15 protein-coding genes are annotated in these 14,116 nt (G+C 36.0%); 4 read left to right on the forward strand and 11 right to left on the reverse strand.

Going from position 1 to position 14,116, the window contains the following annotated elements; genetic code table 11:
- Positions 1–48: 48 nt before the first annotated feature.
- From ACIQXF_RS11350 to ACIQXF_RS11385, 8 genes are all read right to left on the reverse strand, one after another.
- Positions 49–585, reverse strand: coding sequence for a hypothetical protein (locus tag ACIQXF_RS11350; protein WP_402782885.1), 537 nt, complete (start codon positions 583–585; stop codon positions 49–51).
- A 262-nt stretch (positions 586–847) separates the two neighbouring features.
- Positions 848–2,017: a toxic anion resistance protein gene (locus ACIQXF_RS11355; protein ID WP_402782887.1), complete on the reverse strand. Its 1,170-nt coding sequence runs from the start codon at positions 2,015–2,017 to the stop codon at positions 848–850.
- 62 nt (positions 2,018–2,079) lie between these two features.
- Positions 2,080–2,340: a hypothetical protein gene (locus ACIQXF_RS11360; protein ID WP_402782889.1), complete on the reverse strand. Its 261-nt coding sequence runs from the start codon at positions 2,338–2,340 to the stop codon at positions 2,080–2,082.
- 177 nt (positions 2,341–2,517) lie between these two features.
- Positions 2,518–3,759, reverse strand: coding sequence for an ABC transporter permease (locus ACIQXF_RS11365; protein WP_402782891.1), 1,242 nt, complete (start codon positions 3,757–3,759; stop codon positions 2,518–2,520).
- Positions 3,746–4,651, reverse strand: coding sequence for an ABC transporter ATP-binding protein (locus ACIQXF_RS11370; protein ID WP_402782893.1), 906 nt, complete (start codon positions 4,649–4,651; stop codon positions 3,746–3,748). Before ACIQXF_RS11370 ends, ACIQXF_RS11365 begins: the two co-directional genes overlap by 14 nt.
- Before the next feature lie 102 nt (positions 4,652–4,753).
- Complete coding sequence (locus ACIQXF_RS11375; protein ID WP_402782895.1) at positions 4,754–5,281, reverse strand: DUF2812 domain-containing protein; 528 nt, start codon at positions 5,279–5,281, stop codon at positions 4,754–4,756.
- Positions 5,282–5,301: 20 nt separating this feature from the next.
- Positions 5,302–5,838 (reverse strand): DUF2812 domain-containing protein, encoded by a 537-nt coding sequence (locus ACIQXF_RS11380; RefSeq protein ID WP_402782897.1) that lies wholly within the window; start codon positions 5,836–5,838, stop codon positions 5,302–5,304.
- A 1-nt stretch (position 5,839) separates the two neighbouring features.
- Positions 5,840–6,154: a PadR family transcriptional regulator gene (locus tag ACIQXF_RS11385; protein ID WP_402782899.1), complete on the reverse strand. Its 315-nt coding sequence runs from the start codon at positions 6,152–6,154 to the stop codon at positions 5,840–5,842.
- Between the two features lie 522 nt (positions 6,155–6,676).
- Between ACIQXF_RS11385 and ACIQXF_RS11390 the strand changes: the two genes are divergently transcribed.
- Positions 6,677–7,276, forward strand: a complete 600-nt coding sequence (locus tag ACIQXF_RS11390; RefSeq protein WP_402782901.1) for a TetR/AcrR family transcriptional regulator — start codon at positions 6,677–6,679, stop codon at positions 7,274–7,276.
- Positions 7,277–7,330: 54 nt separating this feature from the next.
- Positions 7,331–8,518 carry a YhgE/Pip domain-containing protein gene (locus ACIQXF_RS11395; protein ID WP_402782903.1) on the forward strand — a complete coding sequence of 396 codons (1,188 nt, stop codon included), beginning with the start codon at positions 7,331–7,333 and terminating at the stop codon, positions 8,516–8,518.
- A 199-nt stretch (positions 8,519–8,717) separates the two neighbouring features.
- Here ACIQXF_RS11395 and ACIQXF_RS11400 read toward each other — a convergent pair whose 3' ends face one another.
- Entirely contained in the window at positions 8,718–9,281 is a 564-nt protein-coding gene (locus tag ACIQXF_RS11400; protein WP_402782905.1) for a TetR/AcrR family transcriptional regulator, read from the reverse strand.
- Positions 9,282–9,493: 212 nt separating this feature from the next.
- On the opposite strand from ACIQXF_RS11400, the gene ACIQXF_RS11405 reads away from it, so the two are divergent.
- Entirely contained in the window at positions 9,494–10,252 is a 759-nt protein-coding gene (locus ACIQXF_RS11405; protein WP_402782907.1) for an SDR family oxidoreductase, read from the forward strand.
- A 186-nt stretch (positions 10,253–10,438) separates the two neighbouring features.
- Here the strand turns inward: ACIQXF_RS11405 and brnQ are convergent, their stop codons facing one another.
- Both brnQ and ACIQXF_RS11415 read right to left on the reverse strand, forming a co-directional pair.
- Positions 10,439–11,776 carry a branched-chain amino acid transport system II carrier protein gene (gene brnQ / locus ACIQXF_RS11410; RefSeq protein WP_402782909.1) on the reverse strand — a complete coding sequence of 446 codons (1,338 nt, stop codon included), beginning with the start codon at positions 11,774–11,776 and terminating at the stop codon, positions 10,439–10,441.
- 184 nt (positions 11,777–11,960) lie between these two features.
- Positions 11,961–12,713 carry an alpha/beta hydrolase gene (locus ACIQXF_RS11415; protein WP_402782911.1) on the reverse strand — a complete coding sequence of 251 codons (753 nt, stop codon included), beginning with the start codon at positions 12,711–12,713 and terminating at the stop codon, positions 11,961–11,963.
- 285 nt (positions 12,714–12,998) lie between these two features.
- On the opposite strand from ACIQXF_RS11415, the gene ACIQXF_RS11420 reads away from it, so the two are divergent.
- Positions 12,999–13,880, forward strand: a complete 882-nt coding sequence (locus ACIQXF_RS11420) for a LysR family transcriptional regulator (RefSeq protein WP_402782913.1) — start codon at positions 12,999–13,001, stop codon at positions 13,878–13,880.
- Positions 13,881–14,116: the final 236 nt, after the last annotated feature.

The raw sequence follows: 14,116 nt of genomic DNA on the forward strand, positions 1-14,116 counted from the left end.
TTTGATTGGAAACTGTAAATGCCAAATTGATATCATATCAATTTGGCGTTATTCTTTATGTTCGGATTCTAGCTCAGAAATATATTTACGTACCATACTATAGCTGATTTCTGGATTGATTTGTCGTTTTATACGAATATGAATTTCCTTAATCCCTACGCCTTGTTCGCGCATATCACGAATCATAGATTTTAGCGGACCTGACAGTGACTCCCTCGACAAGGCAGTATATTTACTCAGCTCAATTAGTAGCTCAGTATTTTGTCTGCGAAGTTCCTTAAGCTCATCTACGGCACAATTATATTCCGTTAACTTCTTTTGTAATACAGCATTTTGCTGCTTTAATATTTGCATTTCTTCCACTAGTTGTCTATTTTGGTTCTTTAAAAACTTTCTCTCTTGCTCCAATATAGTGTGCTTTTCATCTAAATCTATATGAATAGCATTGTACAGCTCTTCTAAATGCGTTAATTTTTGGTAGCGATTTTGTGATACGAGCATAAGTGTTTCTGTCGTATTAATTGCAAGCGTTCCATCCTTTAAAGGTTCACACGACAATGAAGTTAGATCCATTTTTTTCATCATCTTTGCTTCACTCCATTACTAATTAGTTCGTGTAATGGTATTGCTTTATTTAACATCTTTCCGCTTCCTTCTTCTTTAATAATCATTCTAATTTTTCTTATCATAATGAGTAATTTCTATTTTGTCAAAATAAAGTGAAACATCTGGCTTTTACGGGCAATTGATCTCCTGCTTGACTTTCCACTTCACTTCTTTCTTTGAAGTGGGAATTTTGAGGGGCAAAAAAGCTTCTTGCAAGGAAAGGTTGCAAGAAGCTTCACGATTACATTTTTTTCAGTTTTTCGTATTCCAGTTGCAAGCGTTCTATACGTTTACGGCCTTCTTCACGATTTCTCGCTGTTTCCGCTTGAATTTGCTTCGTTTCTTGAATACCTGTCATAATTGTTTGCCATGTTGTTTCAATTGTTTCAATTTTAATGCTTGGGCTACCTGCCGCACGTGCGATATTCACACTGTTTTTACTAATATTCTCTGCATTTTTTACTAGCATTTCATTTGTACGACGGTCCAGTTCACTCATTGAATCCGAAATAAGCTTTTGGCGTTTTAGCGTTACTGCATGAATGAGCCCTTGCTTAAAGATCGGTATTGTTGTGACAAAGGCAGAGTTAATCTTAGCAATTAAATGGTTATTGCCTTGCTGCATTAAACGAATTTGTGGGGCAGACTGGAACGAAACTTGCTGCGCCATTTCTAAATCATAACGACGTTGCTCTAGTAAATCCACTGCACGTAGCATTGTTTCATATTCCATCGCTGCTAATTGATCACCAGTTTGAGATTTCTGTTCTAGTTCTGGTAATGAAGAACGAACGTCATCCGTTTTCACTTCAATAGCTGCAATAAACTTACTTAAAGTTTGGAAGTAGTTTAAGTTTTGATCGTATAGGTTTTCAAGATCAATTGTATTACGTTTCATTTCAACCTCGTATTTTTGAACCTCACGGAAAATGACATCAACTTCCTTATTCATGCTGTCATATTTGGATAAGAACTTTTCTAATTGTTCCTTTCCCTTACTGAATAGCTTTGTAAGGAAGCCACCTTTTTTGTCCTCTGCAAAATCCTGAGGATCAAATTTATCCATAATTTTATTTAAATTGTTTAGTAATACACTTGATTCCTCAAGTTTACTAGATTTCATAGTTGCTAGCATTTTATCTGAAAAAGCAGAAATGCCATTCGCAGTTTCTTTTCCAAGTTCTAGCATGGCAATTTGGTCTTTTACATCAATTTTTTGTGCTAGTGCATGGATTTCCGGATCTTGCTTTAACGCAAGCTGATTTTGAGCAATTTGTGATAGCTCTTGTTCAGAAACAAGGACTGGTTTTTGCTCTTGCTTTACCTGTAATAATGGATTAGGCTGTAGTAATGGATTTTCTGTTGCGAATGGATCCTTTGATTTTAATAGGTCGTTGTCGAATTCAGACATATTGATTTACCCCCTGCGATTTATCTTCTACTATTTACGATTACATAACGAAAAAGTTTCATTTATTCAAGCATTGCAAAAAATGAGTTAGTCAATCTATAAGAACCCTCTGAATGCTCTAGTTGAAATCTATAATTTGTAGGGTTGGACATATCGACACAAATCTGCAATTGCTCACGATTATTCAAGATTGAGACTAATTCATCACTCTTAGGGTACTGTTGCTCAAGCTTGTCAAAAAACAGCTCCTTCTCTTCTTGTGATGCTGGACGATACTTCGAGTTTTGTTTTAATAAAGCATCGATTTGTACATGCGATAACATATAGCCCCAACCCCTTTTATAAATTATAGCGTGTTTCATTAGGAAATTCGACAGTATCCAAGAAATACTTTACAGAGTTTTCTATGATTGGCATCATAATCAATTACGCCTCGGCATAATTGCGTCTGAAAGAAGCTAAAACCAAAAAGCAGCCACAATATGTAGCTGCTTTCATCATCATGTTGTCACTTTTAGCACAGTTTTAAACTTTTTAATAACGCCACCTGAACTATATGTCAGTACACTACGTTTATAGAATGATAGACTGAATAAGTAAGCCACAATAATCGTTGCTATTAAAATACCTAGTGATATTAGTGGTACCATTACCCCAATATCTGTAGCCCCAATACGCATTGGCATAACCATTCCAGACGTAAATGGAATATAAGAGAATACCTTAATGATAATTGTATCTGGATTACCCATTCCCGATAACATTACATAGAAGCCAATTAATGTAATCATCATCGCAGGCATTAATACTTGACCTGCTTCTTCAACTTTAGATACTAAAGAACCGAATAATGCCCCAACAATTAAATAAAGAACGATTGTTAGTACTAGGAATAGAATTGCATATATCACGTAGCCCAACGACAATTCTTTAACAATGCTACCTGCCATATCCCAAATAACGCCGTTCTTCACAAACTTCGCATAGATTAGGAAGACAACTGTAATAATGCCCATCTGTGTTAATGCAAGTAATAGTACACCAGCAATCTTTGCTTTAAAATGAGTAGCTGGTTTGACACTTACTAATAGCATCTCCATTGCACGGGAACCTTTTTCAGAGGCAATTTCCGTTGTAATCATAGACAGGAATGTAGAAATAAAGAAATAAATTAAAATACCCACTGCATAAGATACAAATAGCCCTGATTGTTTCTCTTCTTCACTTTTACCACCAGCAGACTCTGTATTCAAGTTTTTATTAGAGATAATCGTTTTGGCATCCATAATTTGTGCTGCTTGATCTGGTGTTAGCGATAACTGTTGTACAGTATAATTTTGACCAGCATATTGCAGTAGTGAAGATAACGTTGTTTGATCGTTTAATTTCAACGGCGTGTAAGTAGCAATTTCAGCATGTAGCTGACCATTCTGATCTGCTATTTTAACGATGGCATCTAGCTTCTCGTCCTTAACCTTTTTCTCCAACTCCGATAAATTGGTTTCATTCTGTATAAATACCATATCGCCGTTGGAAATAAAAAGACTACTTAAATCGGCTGTTGTTTCATTGACAATAGCAATTTGTTTTGCATCGTCATTACCCATAAAAAGCTCTTTAATGTCCGACCAGAAAACTGCAACAGACATCCCAATAATGTAAATGCACGTCATGACAATAAAAGATTTTGATTTCAATTTTGATTTATAGAGTTGTTTCACTAATAAATTAAACTTCGACAATGTTGCCACCTACCTTATCCTTAAAGATCTCATCTAACGATAAGTAATCTAAACTAAACTTTTCAATATATTTACCATTTGAAAGCTGCTCAAAAATGCTTTGTGCAAAGCTCTCGTCTTCTAAAATAAGCACTATTTGTTCTTTCTCTACTCGAACATCTTTCACACCATCAAGTGCTAACAATTGAGCTGTTGACCAGTCAGTTCGTACCGCTAGTCTCGTTTTCCCGTATTGCTTCTTTAAATCTATTAAACTCCCTGAGAATAGAGCGACTCCACGTTTTAATAGACAAAGGTGGTCGCACAACTCCTCCACATTATCCATTTGGTGACTTGAGAACAAAATCGTCGTACCTTGTTCTTTTAATAGTAATATAGCATCCTTCAGTAAATCTTTATTGACAGGGTCAAGACCACTGAATGGTTCATCCAATATTAAGAACTGTGGCTTATGGATAAAGCTTGCAATCAGCTGTACTTTTTGTTGATTTCCCTTTGACAATGTTTCAGCCTTATCCTTGCGTTTTTCTTCCAGCTCAAATCGACTTATCCAAAAGTCAATATCCTTCTTTAGCTCTGATTTCTTCATTCCACGTAACTCTCCAAAAAAGTAAAGCTGATCCTCTACCTTCATCGTTGGAAAAATGCCTCGTTCCTCTGGTAAATAGCCAAGCACATCTCGGTTAATGGCATTCACTGGTTTACCATCCCACATAATCGTGCCAGCTGTAGTTTCCTGCAAATCTAAAATCATCCGGAACGTCGTTGTTTTGCCAGCTCCGTTTTGTCCGATCAGTCCAAAAATCTCCCCTTTTTTAATGGTAAAATTCAGATTATCAACCGCTGTGAAATCTTGATATTTCTTTGTAACATTTTGTAATTGCAATGTCATCTTTTATCCTCCTTAACCTCTTTGAATATATGTAATTCTTTGTTGCAGTATATTTACGTTTTCCAATTTCTGCATTAGATCCATGCATCCCACCTTGTAGACTCAGTCCTCATAAATATGTGTAAGTATTTTTAACCTCTTTTTACGTTTATGATTTCTATAAACCTCTAGCATTAATAAGAACATTAACAATACATTCAACAAGCAAAACCATGTGATTTCTTGGTATTCATGATGAATGATGGAAGGTACAATGTTCAACGAAACAGCAAAAGCATTTAGCAAACAGACAAGGATAAACAATAAATTAATACGTGATAAATATTTTATTTTTTCTGATTTCCCAGAAAATATTTCGAATGGTCCTGCCTCTTTTCTTTTTCTAAAGTATGCCCATACCCCAAATGAATGCATATGTTCAATATTCATCGTGTCTAAAAAATCATAGTAATCTTTTTTCCTATTTATCACCATTTCACTGCGATATATATATTCACCAGGGGTGCCACGTTCAAATACATATAAGAAGGGCCAAAAACTTGTTAAATACCAGCCTTGTTCAGCCATGTTATTTACCCATTGTTCTTCATGTTCATGGTCAATATAAAAGCGAAATTTAATCTTTTTCATTGAATCCACATCCTCCCGCTTTAATCTGTATACACATCCAGTTCTTTTTTTAAATTTTTCCGCACCCGCATAAGTTTAAATAATGGTATAGCAATTAACACAACCACAAGAATATCAGTGCTGTTCAATATTAATCTTACCGTATCAGTATGTTGCCCTAAGAAAATACCACTAAGTCCTGTTAAACCAACGAATAAATTAAGAAGCATAATGAATAACAGCAACATAATTTTTTTAGACAGATTATTAATCTTAGTTTTCTTATCTGAGAAAAGCTCAAAAGGTCCTTCATTAGAAGGCTTTCTAAAGAAAATAAAATTGCCAGAGCGATCTACTTGCTCGATACCTGAGGATTTTAAAAACTCCAGATAGTCATCTTCATAGTGGGTACCAAACCGTTCTAATTCATCGTGGCGATAAATATAATCACCTGGTTCACCACGCTCAAATGTAAAACGAATCCAAGTAAATTTTTTCAGATGCCACCCTTGGCTAGCCATATCATTGACCCAATTCTCAATTGCATAAGGATTAATCATCAATCGATATTTATGCATATTATCCATCTCCTTTCGTTATACGGATACCATTGTCAAAAAGTTCCCTTAATCTCAAAATTTCATATTCCACAACACTTTTTCCACTTTCTGTAATCATGTATTCCTTTTTTCGCCCGTCGCCATCTAGCGCCTCAATCCACCCACGCTCAAGTAATGTTTTGATGGCCCCATAAATGGTGCCAGCCCCAAGCCGAACACGACCATTACTCATTTCCTCTACCAATTGCATGATGCCATAACCATGCCGTGCATCAAATAAAGCTAATAAAATATAATAAACGCCCTCTGTTAACGGCGGATGCTCCTGAGTCATACAAAATTCCCCCTTTATCCCGCATTAACGGGCAGTAATTTATCTGTACTAAAAAGCTTTTATAGGTAGTAAATAGATTTAATCCCCGCAAAAAACCCGATTGATGAAGACTAATAATAAGTGTGGAATGAAGAAGAATCCTCCAATGATTTAGCCGCCTTATATCGTCCAACAATATATCGACTGACGATATAATAAAAATATATCAGCCGTCGATATAGTTGTCAATACATTCATTTATTTTGTGTCATAGCGGAGGCCGGATTCATCTGAAGAAGTTCGCCTGGTACCTGAGCGGTTCGCACAACTACCCGAGCGATTTTTGATATTACCTGAGCGAGTCTTCCTGCCGCCCGAGCACTTTTTGACATTACCTGAGCGATTTTACACGCCACCCGAGCGCTTTTTGACATTACCTGAGCGATTTTACTTACCACCTGAGCACTTCTTAATTCAACATGAGCGTTATTATTTTTGTTGCATAAGAAATTGTACTATGCTAGCATGTAAGTAATTACTTGCATGAAGGGAAGTATATTTTTGTCTACCAAAAATACCGCAGAACGAATTATTGAAGCAGCCTTACATCTTGTCAGCGAGAAGGGATATACCGCGGCAACAACTAAAGCAATTGCTGAATTAGCTGGCGTTAATGAAGTAACCATTTTTCGCCATTTCGGTAACAAGCGCGGCATTTTAAAAGCCATTATTGAGCGTTTCTCCTATTATCCGGTTTTACAAGAAGAGATTAATCAAAATGTTACATGGGAATTGGAAACGGATTTACTCAATTTCTCCCTTAAACATTTTAACTTTTTAATGTCTATTCAGGACTTCGTAATGATTGGCTTTAAAGAAGCTATGCAATTTCCTGAAATTAATGAGGAGATTGCCAATATCCCTCTCCTAATTAAACATGAGTTGATTCATTATTTTGAGGAAATGCATCGTAGAGGGAAAATTAGAGAGCTTGATGTTGAAGCAGCAGCATTATCACTTATTGCCCTTAATTTTGGTCATTTTATGTCGCGGGCACGCTTAGGAACAATAGTTTCTGATATGCCAACTGAAGAATTGTTAAAAATGAGCGTTTCAATTTTTTCTAGGGGATTGGCTCCCTAGAAAAAATTTTTCCTTTCGATGCAAGTAAGTACTTACTTATACAGGAGGTCTATTATGAAAGGTTTACAAGCATTATTTAGAATTCGTGAAACGTATATTGGCATTGTTGCCACTATTGCTTTTCAAGTTATTTTCTTTTCTATTTGGATGACCGCGTATGATGGTGTAAATGACAGAGCTGAAAATTTAAAAATTGGACTAATTAGTGAAGATACTGAGATCGGTCAACAGGTAGCAAACAAAATAAAAGCAACTCTACCTTTTTCAATAGAAGATTTCACCTCTTTAAAGCAAGCTGATCAGAAGTTAAATCAACGTGACATTAATATGATTATTCATATTCCGAGCGACTTTTCTACACAACTGCAAGCTGGTAAAGAAGCTGAAATAATATATTCTATTAATCAAGCAAATGCAAGTATCGCAAAAAATATGATGGAGAGCGTAGGCAAACAACTAACAGAGGAAATTAATCACAGCATTTATCCTTTACAACAAGGTAAGACCATTGAGATATTTACTCAAAAATTTTCACAGCTCCCACTGGAACAAAATGCAGCACTACAAATTCAAGATGCTGTTGCTTCTACCGTTCAAAGTGTAAAGGATCGCTCAGTGAATTCTATGATTATTAAAACAAATAATGTTGAAGATTTCGCTGCCAACTTTGTACCATTAATGGTTATTATTTCGTCATTTGTTGGAGCAATGGTTATGATTATGCAGCATCAGCAAGCCGCACAACTTGTACAAGATACCATTTCAAAATGGCAATTGTTCCTAGCAAGACAGCTTATTAATATTGGTGTAGCCTTTACCCTCCCATTAATAACAATTGCTTTAATGCAGCTATTTCATATTGCAAGTGACCAAATCTTTTTAACAATCTACCTATTTCAAGCTTTAATGTTCTGGGCTTTCCTCTGCTTAGCTCAAGTTTTTGTCATAGTCTTTGGGAATTTGGGCATGGTATTTAATATTTGCGCCCTTTCGCTACAGCTTGTTACATCAGGTGTTCTTGTTCCGCAAATGATGCTATCTGATTTTTACAATAAACTAGCTTCTATTCTTCCGGCTACATATGGAGCAGATGGCTATTACACCATTATCTTCGGAGGAAGCTCTGACAATTTAATGAGCAATAGTAGTTCGTTAGGAATGATTATTGCTGTAACATTGGCCATCTCTACCATAGTTGTTGCTATTAAAAAATCGAAAGTAGAAACCCCTTCTGTTCTGTAACTAGATTACGAGTTGAACTAACAAGATTCATATCTTCAGAAAAAAACTTTAAATAACAATAGGGAAAGTAATATTTTCTTTATAGGGGTATTGATATGAAGGTAACTCAACAAAGCTCTTATAATTATTTAGAGGACTATTTTACAAAATAGTCCTCGCCGTCATTCTATTAAGTTTAATCTCTTTATTTCATTACTTATCAATGCCCAAACCGTAAAATAGCAGCAAGTTGCATATTCAAAGTGCTAACACTATCTGTAAAATCCTGACGGTACCACTGAATGATTAAACCGATAATAGCATTTGCTTGATAGGCACTATAATAATCAATGGAGATATCATCGTGAATTTTATGAGCTGTTAGGTCCCTTTTCATAAGCGAATGAATTTCATCAAACAGCATATAATAATAAGTTAGAGGTACATTTTTTGAAAAAACAATGCGATAGAACATTTTAAAGCGCTCAATATGATGAAAAATTCGAATAGTATTTGGATCTAATTGATTCTTATCCAATGTTGTCACTGCGCGATATGGTTCTTCATAAGAATGATACAAATCCTCCATTATTTCCTGAAAGTATTCTTCAAATAGACCTTCCTTTTGCTCATAATGTAAGTAGAATGTGCCCCTATTCACTTTTGCAACACGGCAAATTTCTGCAATTGTAATGTTTTCTAATGGCTTTTCACTCAATAAAGTCAATAATCCATTGTGCAACGCTTGCTTTGTTTTAACAACTCTTAAATCATTGGCAGTCAAATTTTTCATCTCCATATTAAACAGATTTGTATAAATGTGTTGATTATTGAACAGTTCTTCGTATTTTGCGTATTGAAATCGCTTACATAACTATTATATTATTTTAATGAACACATGTTCAATATCTGACATGATACATCCAAGAAATGTTCACATACTACTCTGTGTTAGGACAATCTCTGGAGAAACAACTTAAATAGGAGGTCTTTGGGATGAGATTAGAAGAAAAAGTAGCAATCGTAACAGGTGCAGCTTCAGGTATGGGGAAAGCTATCGCAGAAGGATATGCTAAAGAAGGCGCAAAAGTCGTGGTTTCTGACTTGAATTTAGAGGGTGCTCAAGCTGTTGTTGAAAGTATCAAAGCAGCTGGTGGCTCAGCTATCGCAGTTCAAACAAATGTCGCATCAACAGAAGACTTACAACGCTTATTTGATGAAACAAAAAATGCTTATGGTCAATTAGATATTTTAGTCAATAATGCAGGTATTATGGATGGTATGGAGCCAGTTGGTGAACTTTCTGATGAACGTTGGGATAAAGTATTTGCGGTAAATACAACTGCTGTTATGCGTTCTATGCGTCTGGCAACAGAAATTTTCCTTGCTCAAGGACATGGTGTCATTGTTAACAATATTTCTGCTGGTGGTCTATATGGCGCTCGTGCCGGGGCTGCCTACACGGCTTCAAAGCATGCTGTAGTTGGTTTAACAAAAAACACAGCATTTATGTATGCAGATAAAAATATTCGCTGTAACGGTATTGCTCCTGGTGCAGTTATCACAAACATTGCTTCTTCTATGACAAATGTGAGTCAAACAGGTGCAGCTCGCCAAGCGCTAGGTTTGGCTATTAATCCACGTGCTGGACAGCCAGAGGAAATCGCTCAGCTTGCTATTTTCCTTGGCTCAGATGAAGCAAGCTTTGTAAACGGCCAAGTAATTGCTGTTGATGGTGGCTGGACAGCTTACTAATACAGAGGATGCACGTACCTATTCACTGGTACGTGCCTTTTTTACAATTAAAATAGACAAAAACTGCCTAAAACCTTAAAAAGCGCAAGAAATCAATTTTAAACGTTGATTTCTCGCGCTTTTCTGATGTGAAATTTTTTAATTTTCTTTGAAAATATACTTATGTCCCAGCCTCATTCTTACCGTTTATGCCCTTTTCGCTGGGAATAAGTATCCTATAAATGCCCCAACCAACGCTGGTAATATCCAACCTAAACCGATGTCATAAAAAGGTAAAAAGTCAGAATAAGCCTGTTGAATCGCCTCAAAAATACTTAATTTTGCTGCCGGAATGCTTGCAGCTAATGCTTTATAGCCATCTATTAAACTAATAAAAAATGTAAAAATCATCGCAATCGCATAGACCGTTTGCTTATGTTTAAATAGCGAGGAGCTTAAAGCAAGTAGAATTAAGACAATTGCTAGCGGATATAAGAACATCAGCACTGGAATGGCAAACTTAATAATATTCGTTAATCCGAAGTTGGCAATTGTAAATGACACAACACACAATAACAAAACAAACCATTTATAGCTTATTTTCGGAAACACTTCGTGGAAAAACTCACTACAAGATGTGATTAAGCCGATACTTGTCTTTAAACAAGCAAGGACAATAATGATTGCCAATAAAATAGCTCCAAATGAACCGAAATAATGATCAGCAACAGCTGCAAATATTAAGCCACCATTATCAAATGAGCCAACAGCTCCAATACTTGATGCCCCCATATACGTAATTAGACCATATATTAACATCATTAACGCCATGGCAAAAATACCCGATTTCCAGGTAGCCTTTGCAATTTCTTTTCTATTAGAAATTCCTGCGCTTTTAATGGCATTAATGACAACAATTCCGAAGGCTAATGACGCTAGAGCATCCATTGTATTGTAGCCTTCTTTAAAGCCTGTCATAAATGCTGCATCAATATAGTCTCCCATTGGCTGTTGGAAATGACCCATTGGCTTTACAATACTTGTAATAATTAAAATAAATAGCACAATCAAAAAGGCAGGTGTTAAATATTTACCGATATAATCCATAATTTTCGCAGGATTCAATGAGAAGTAATACACGATAGCAAAAAATACAAAGCTAAATATTGCAAGTAGAAGTGTTGTGTGCTGTGCTTGAATATATGGTTCAAAGCCAACGACAAACGGTACTGTTGCTGTACGTGGAATGGCAAAAAATGGGCCAATCGTTAAATATAGCGCTAATGAAAAGATGACGCCAAATAAAGGATGAACTCGACTCGCTAAATCACGTAATCCGTTACTACCTGATAAACCAATTGCCAAGATACCCAGAAACGGTAGACCAATAGCTGTTACTAAAAATCCAATTAATCCAAGCCAAAAGTTAGTTCCTGCTAATTGTCCTAGCTGAATTGGAAAAATTAGATTCCCTGCTCCAAAATACAGTCCGAAAAGCATTGTGCCGATGACTGCATATGTTGAAAAAGGTATTTTCTGTTGCATTTTTGTTACTCCTTAGATGTATTTGACTATAGCAAATTATTTTAATCGAATGATTTTTCACTACAATTCCACAATGGTATCAGGCATTTATTATAAAAACAATAGTTTTTCAATATATAATTATGAAATGGTCCGTTCCTAGCTTCTAAAAGACAAATTTAAAAGAGCTGTCTGCTGACAGCTCTTAGTTTGCTACTGACCACTCTATATGATCTAAAAATTTGTATACGTCCTCGTACACTTTTTCTCGCTCTTTATCTAGTGTAATAATATGACCAGAATTTTCATACCAAATAATTTCTTTGTCATCTGTTTCCACTGTATCCAAAATGAAAGGCGCACTTTCTTGGTAAAGTTCATCATCTAATGAACCTTGTAATACTAATGTTGGTGCTTTAATTGTTGATAATTCCTCACGTGTTTCAGTTGTTAAACGTGTCACACCATCTAATGAATCTTTCGGTGTAATACGTAATTCATGTAATTCAGAAATAATTTGATCTTTTGATTTATTTTCAAAATGTTTATATAAACGAGCGTAATGATATAAACGAGTAAATAATCCTTTTGAGTTATCGCGCGTAATTGGTGCACACATAGCAACACATGCTTTCACTGGAAACTTCTCTGCTACTTTTAACGAAAATACGCCGCCAAGTGAAATCCCTACTACTGCGATTTCTTCATAGCCTTTACTCTGTAGGAAGTTATAACCTTCCACAACATCGTTCCACCAATCTTCTGGTCTTGTTTCAAGTAAAGCTTCTGGTTCTACTCCATGCCCACTATAAATTGGTGCATGAACTGTATAACCACGTTTGGATAAAAATTCACCTAGCTTTTTCACATCTTTTGTGCTACCTGTGAATCCATGCAGTAATAGTACGGCTTTTTTGCCTCCCTCAATTGTTAGAGGTTGTGGCTTTGATAAATTCATTTTATAATATCCCCTTCACGGAAATTTGAATTGTGTATTTTATGTGTCTATCTTAACACCCTTTATTCATAATGTACAATTTATAGTTTTTATCGTTTTGATGTGTTACATGCATAAATGATGTGAGGTTAATGGCTGTACTATCACACTTTCAGCTACTTTAATTTTACATTCCTCTTTTTAAGTGCTCCATCTTTTTCAAATTTTTTTGGCGCCTATACTTCCTACTCTTTTACCGTTATAATGCAGGTAACTCAAAATATAAGGAATAGTGGTGGTGAGAACATGGAGTGGCAACAATTAGAATATTTTGCAACTGTAGCAAAACTTGAGCATATGACACGTGCTGCTGAAGCATTAGCAATTTCTCAGCCAGCATTAAGTCGCTCGATTTCTAAACTTGAAGAGGAATTAGGAGTACCCTTATTTGATCGACAAGGACGTTCAATTATGCTTAACAGATATGGCGAGTTATTTTTATATCGTGTCCAACGCATGCGTAAAGAATATGAAAAGGCAGTCCTAGAATTACAGGAGCTTAATAACCCAGAGCTTGGAGATGTGTCACTCGGCTTTTTACATACTCTGGGGACTAGTATCGTACCTGATTTAATCCGCGCTTTCCGTCAGAAACACCCGCATATACGTTTTCACTTTACACAAAACTACTCACATTCACAGCTGAAGCAATTACTTGCAGGAGAGTTAGACCTTTGCCTCCTTGCAGCAATTGACACTGAGCCACCTGTTTGTTGGAAGGAGCTGTGGCGTGATGAACTTTATATTATGGTGCCAATTGACCATCCCCTCGCCAATCGCAAGAGCATTAAAATGAAAGAGCTTGAACAAGAAAATTTTGTTCTTATGAAAAAGGGGTATGCATTGCGCCGTACTGCTGATCGATTATTAAATGCAGCAGGTATTAAACCGAAAATTACCTATGAAGGCGATGAGGTATCAACCATTGCTGGCTTTGTAGGTGCAGGTCTTGGCGTATCGTTACTGCCTGATGATGAAGACCTAAACCCTAAAAAATTGGCTAAAATTCGTGTGGAGGATATGGTCTGTGAACGTATAATTGGTATGGCTTGGATTGAAAATCGCTACCTTTCACCATCTGCACGACAATTTCAGCAGTTTGTATTTGATTTTTATGAAAAGAAATAATTTAATGATGGCTTAAGCACAAAAGCGAGTAACAATGTCACCTTTCTCACAATTGTTACTCGCTTTACTTTATCAAATTGCTTTTGCAAATGTCAGTGTAACTGATATACCCACACCCAATTGACTTTTATATCGATAATTTGCCGTGAAAGCTGTCCAACACTTTTGTGAAATGGATAATCTTATGGGTACAAAAACCACCTTCTCCAAAAGTGAGAGGTGGTTACTAGCTAGAA

The organism is Lysinibacillus sp. NPDC097231 (assembly GCF_044761885.1).
Lineage (GTDB): Bacteria > Bacillota > Bacilli > Bacillales_A > Planococcaceae > Lysinibacillus.

Coding starts and splice junctions, on each gene's coding strand:
- ACIQXF_RS11390 (WP_402782901.1), top strand. CDS start 6,677: ATGAAGGGAAGTATATTTTTGTCTACCAAAAATACCGCAGAACGAATT.
- ACIQXF_RS11350 (WP_402782885.1), bottom strand. CDS start 585: ATGATGAAAAAAATGGATCTAACTTCATTGTCGTGTGAACCTTTAAAG.
- ACIQXF_RS11355 (WP_402782887.1), bottom strand. CDS start 2,017: ATGTCTGAATTCGACAACGACCTATTAAAATCAAAGGATCCATTCGCA.
- ACIQXF_RS11405 (WP_402782907.1), top strand. CDS start 9,494: ATGAGATTAGAAGAAAAAGTAGCAATCGTAACAGGTGCAGCTTCAGGT.
- ACIQXF_RS11370 (WP_402782893.1), bottom strand. CDS start 4,651: ATGACATTGCAATTACAAAATGTTACAAAGAAATATCAAGATTTCACA.
- ACIQXF_RS11385 (WP_402782899.1), bottom strand. CDS start 6,154: ATGACTCAGGAGCATCCGCCGTTAACAGAGGGCGTTTATTATATTTTA.
- ACIQXF_RS11395 (WP_402782903.1), top strand. CDS start 7,331: ATGAAAGGTTTACAAGCATTATTTAGAATTCGTGAAACGTATATTGGC.
- ACIQXF_RS11380 (WP_402782897.1), bottom strand. CDS start 5,838: ATGCATAAATATCGATTGATGATTAATCCTTATGCAATTGAGAATTGG.
- ACIQXF_RS11375 (WP_402782895.1), bottom strand. CDS start 5,281: ATGAAAAAGATTAAATTTCGCTTTTATATTGACCATGAACATGAAGAA.
- ACIQXF_RS11415 (WP_402782911.1), bottom strand. CDS start 12,713: ATGAATTTATCAAAGCCACAACCTCTAACAATTGAGGGAGGCAAAAAA.
- brnQ (WP_402782909.1), bottom strand. CDS start 11,776: ATGCAACAGAAAATACCTTTTTCAACATATGCAGTCATCGGCACAATG.
- ACIQXF_RS11360 (WP_402782889.1), bottom strand. CDS start 2,340: ATGTTATCGCATGTACAAATCGATGCTTTATTAAAACAAAACTCGAAG.
- ACIQXF_RS11420 (WP_402782913.1), top strand. CDS start 12,999: ATGGAGTGGCAACAATTAGAATATTTTGCAACTGTAGCAAAACTTGAG.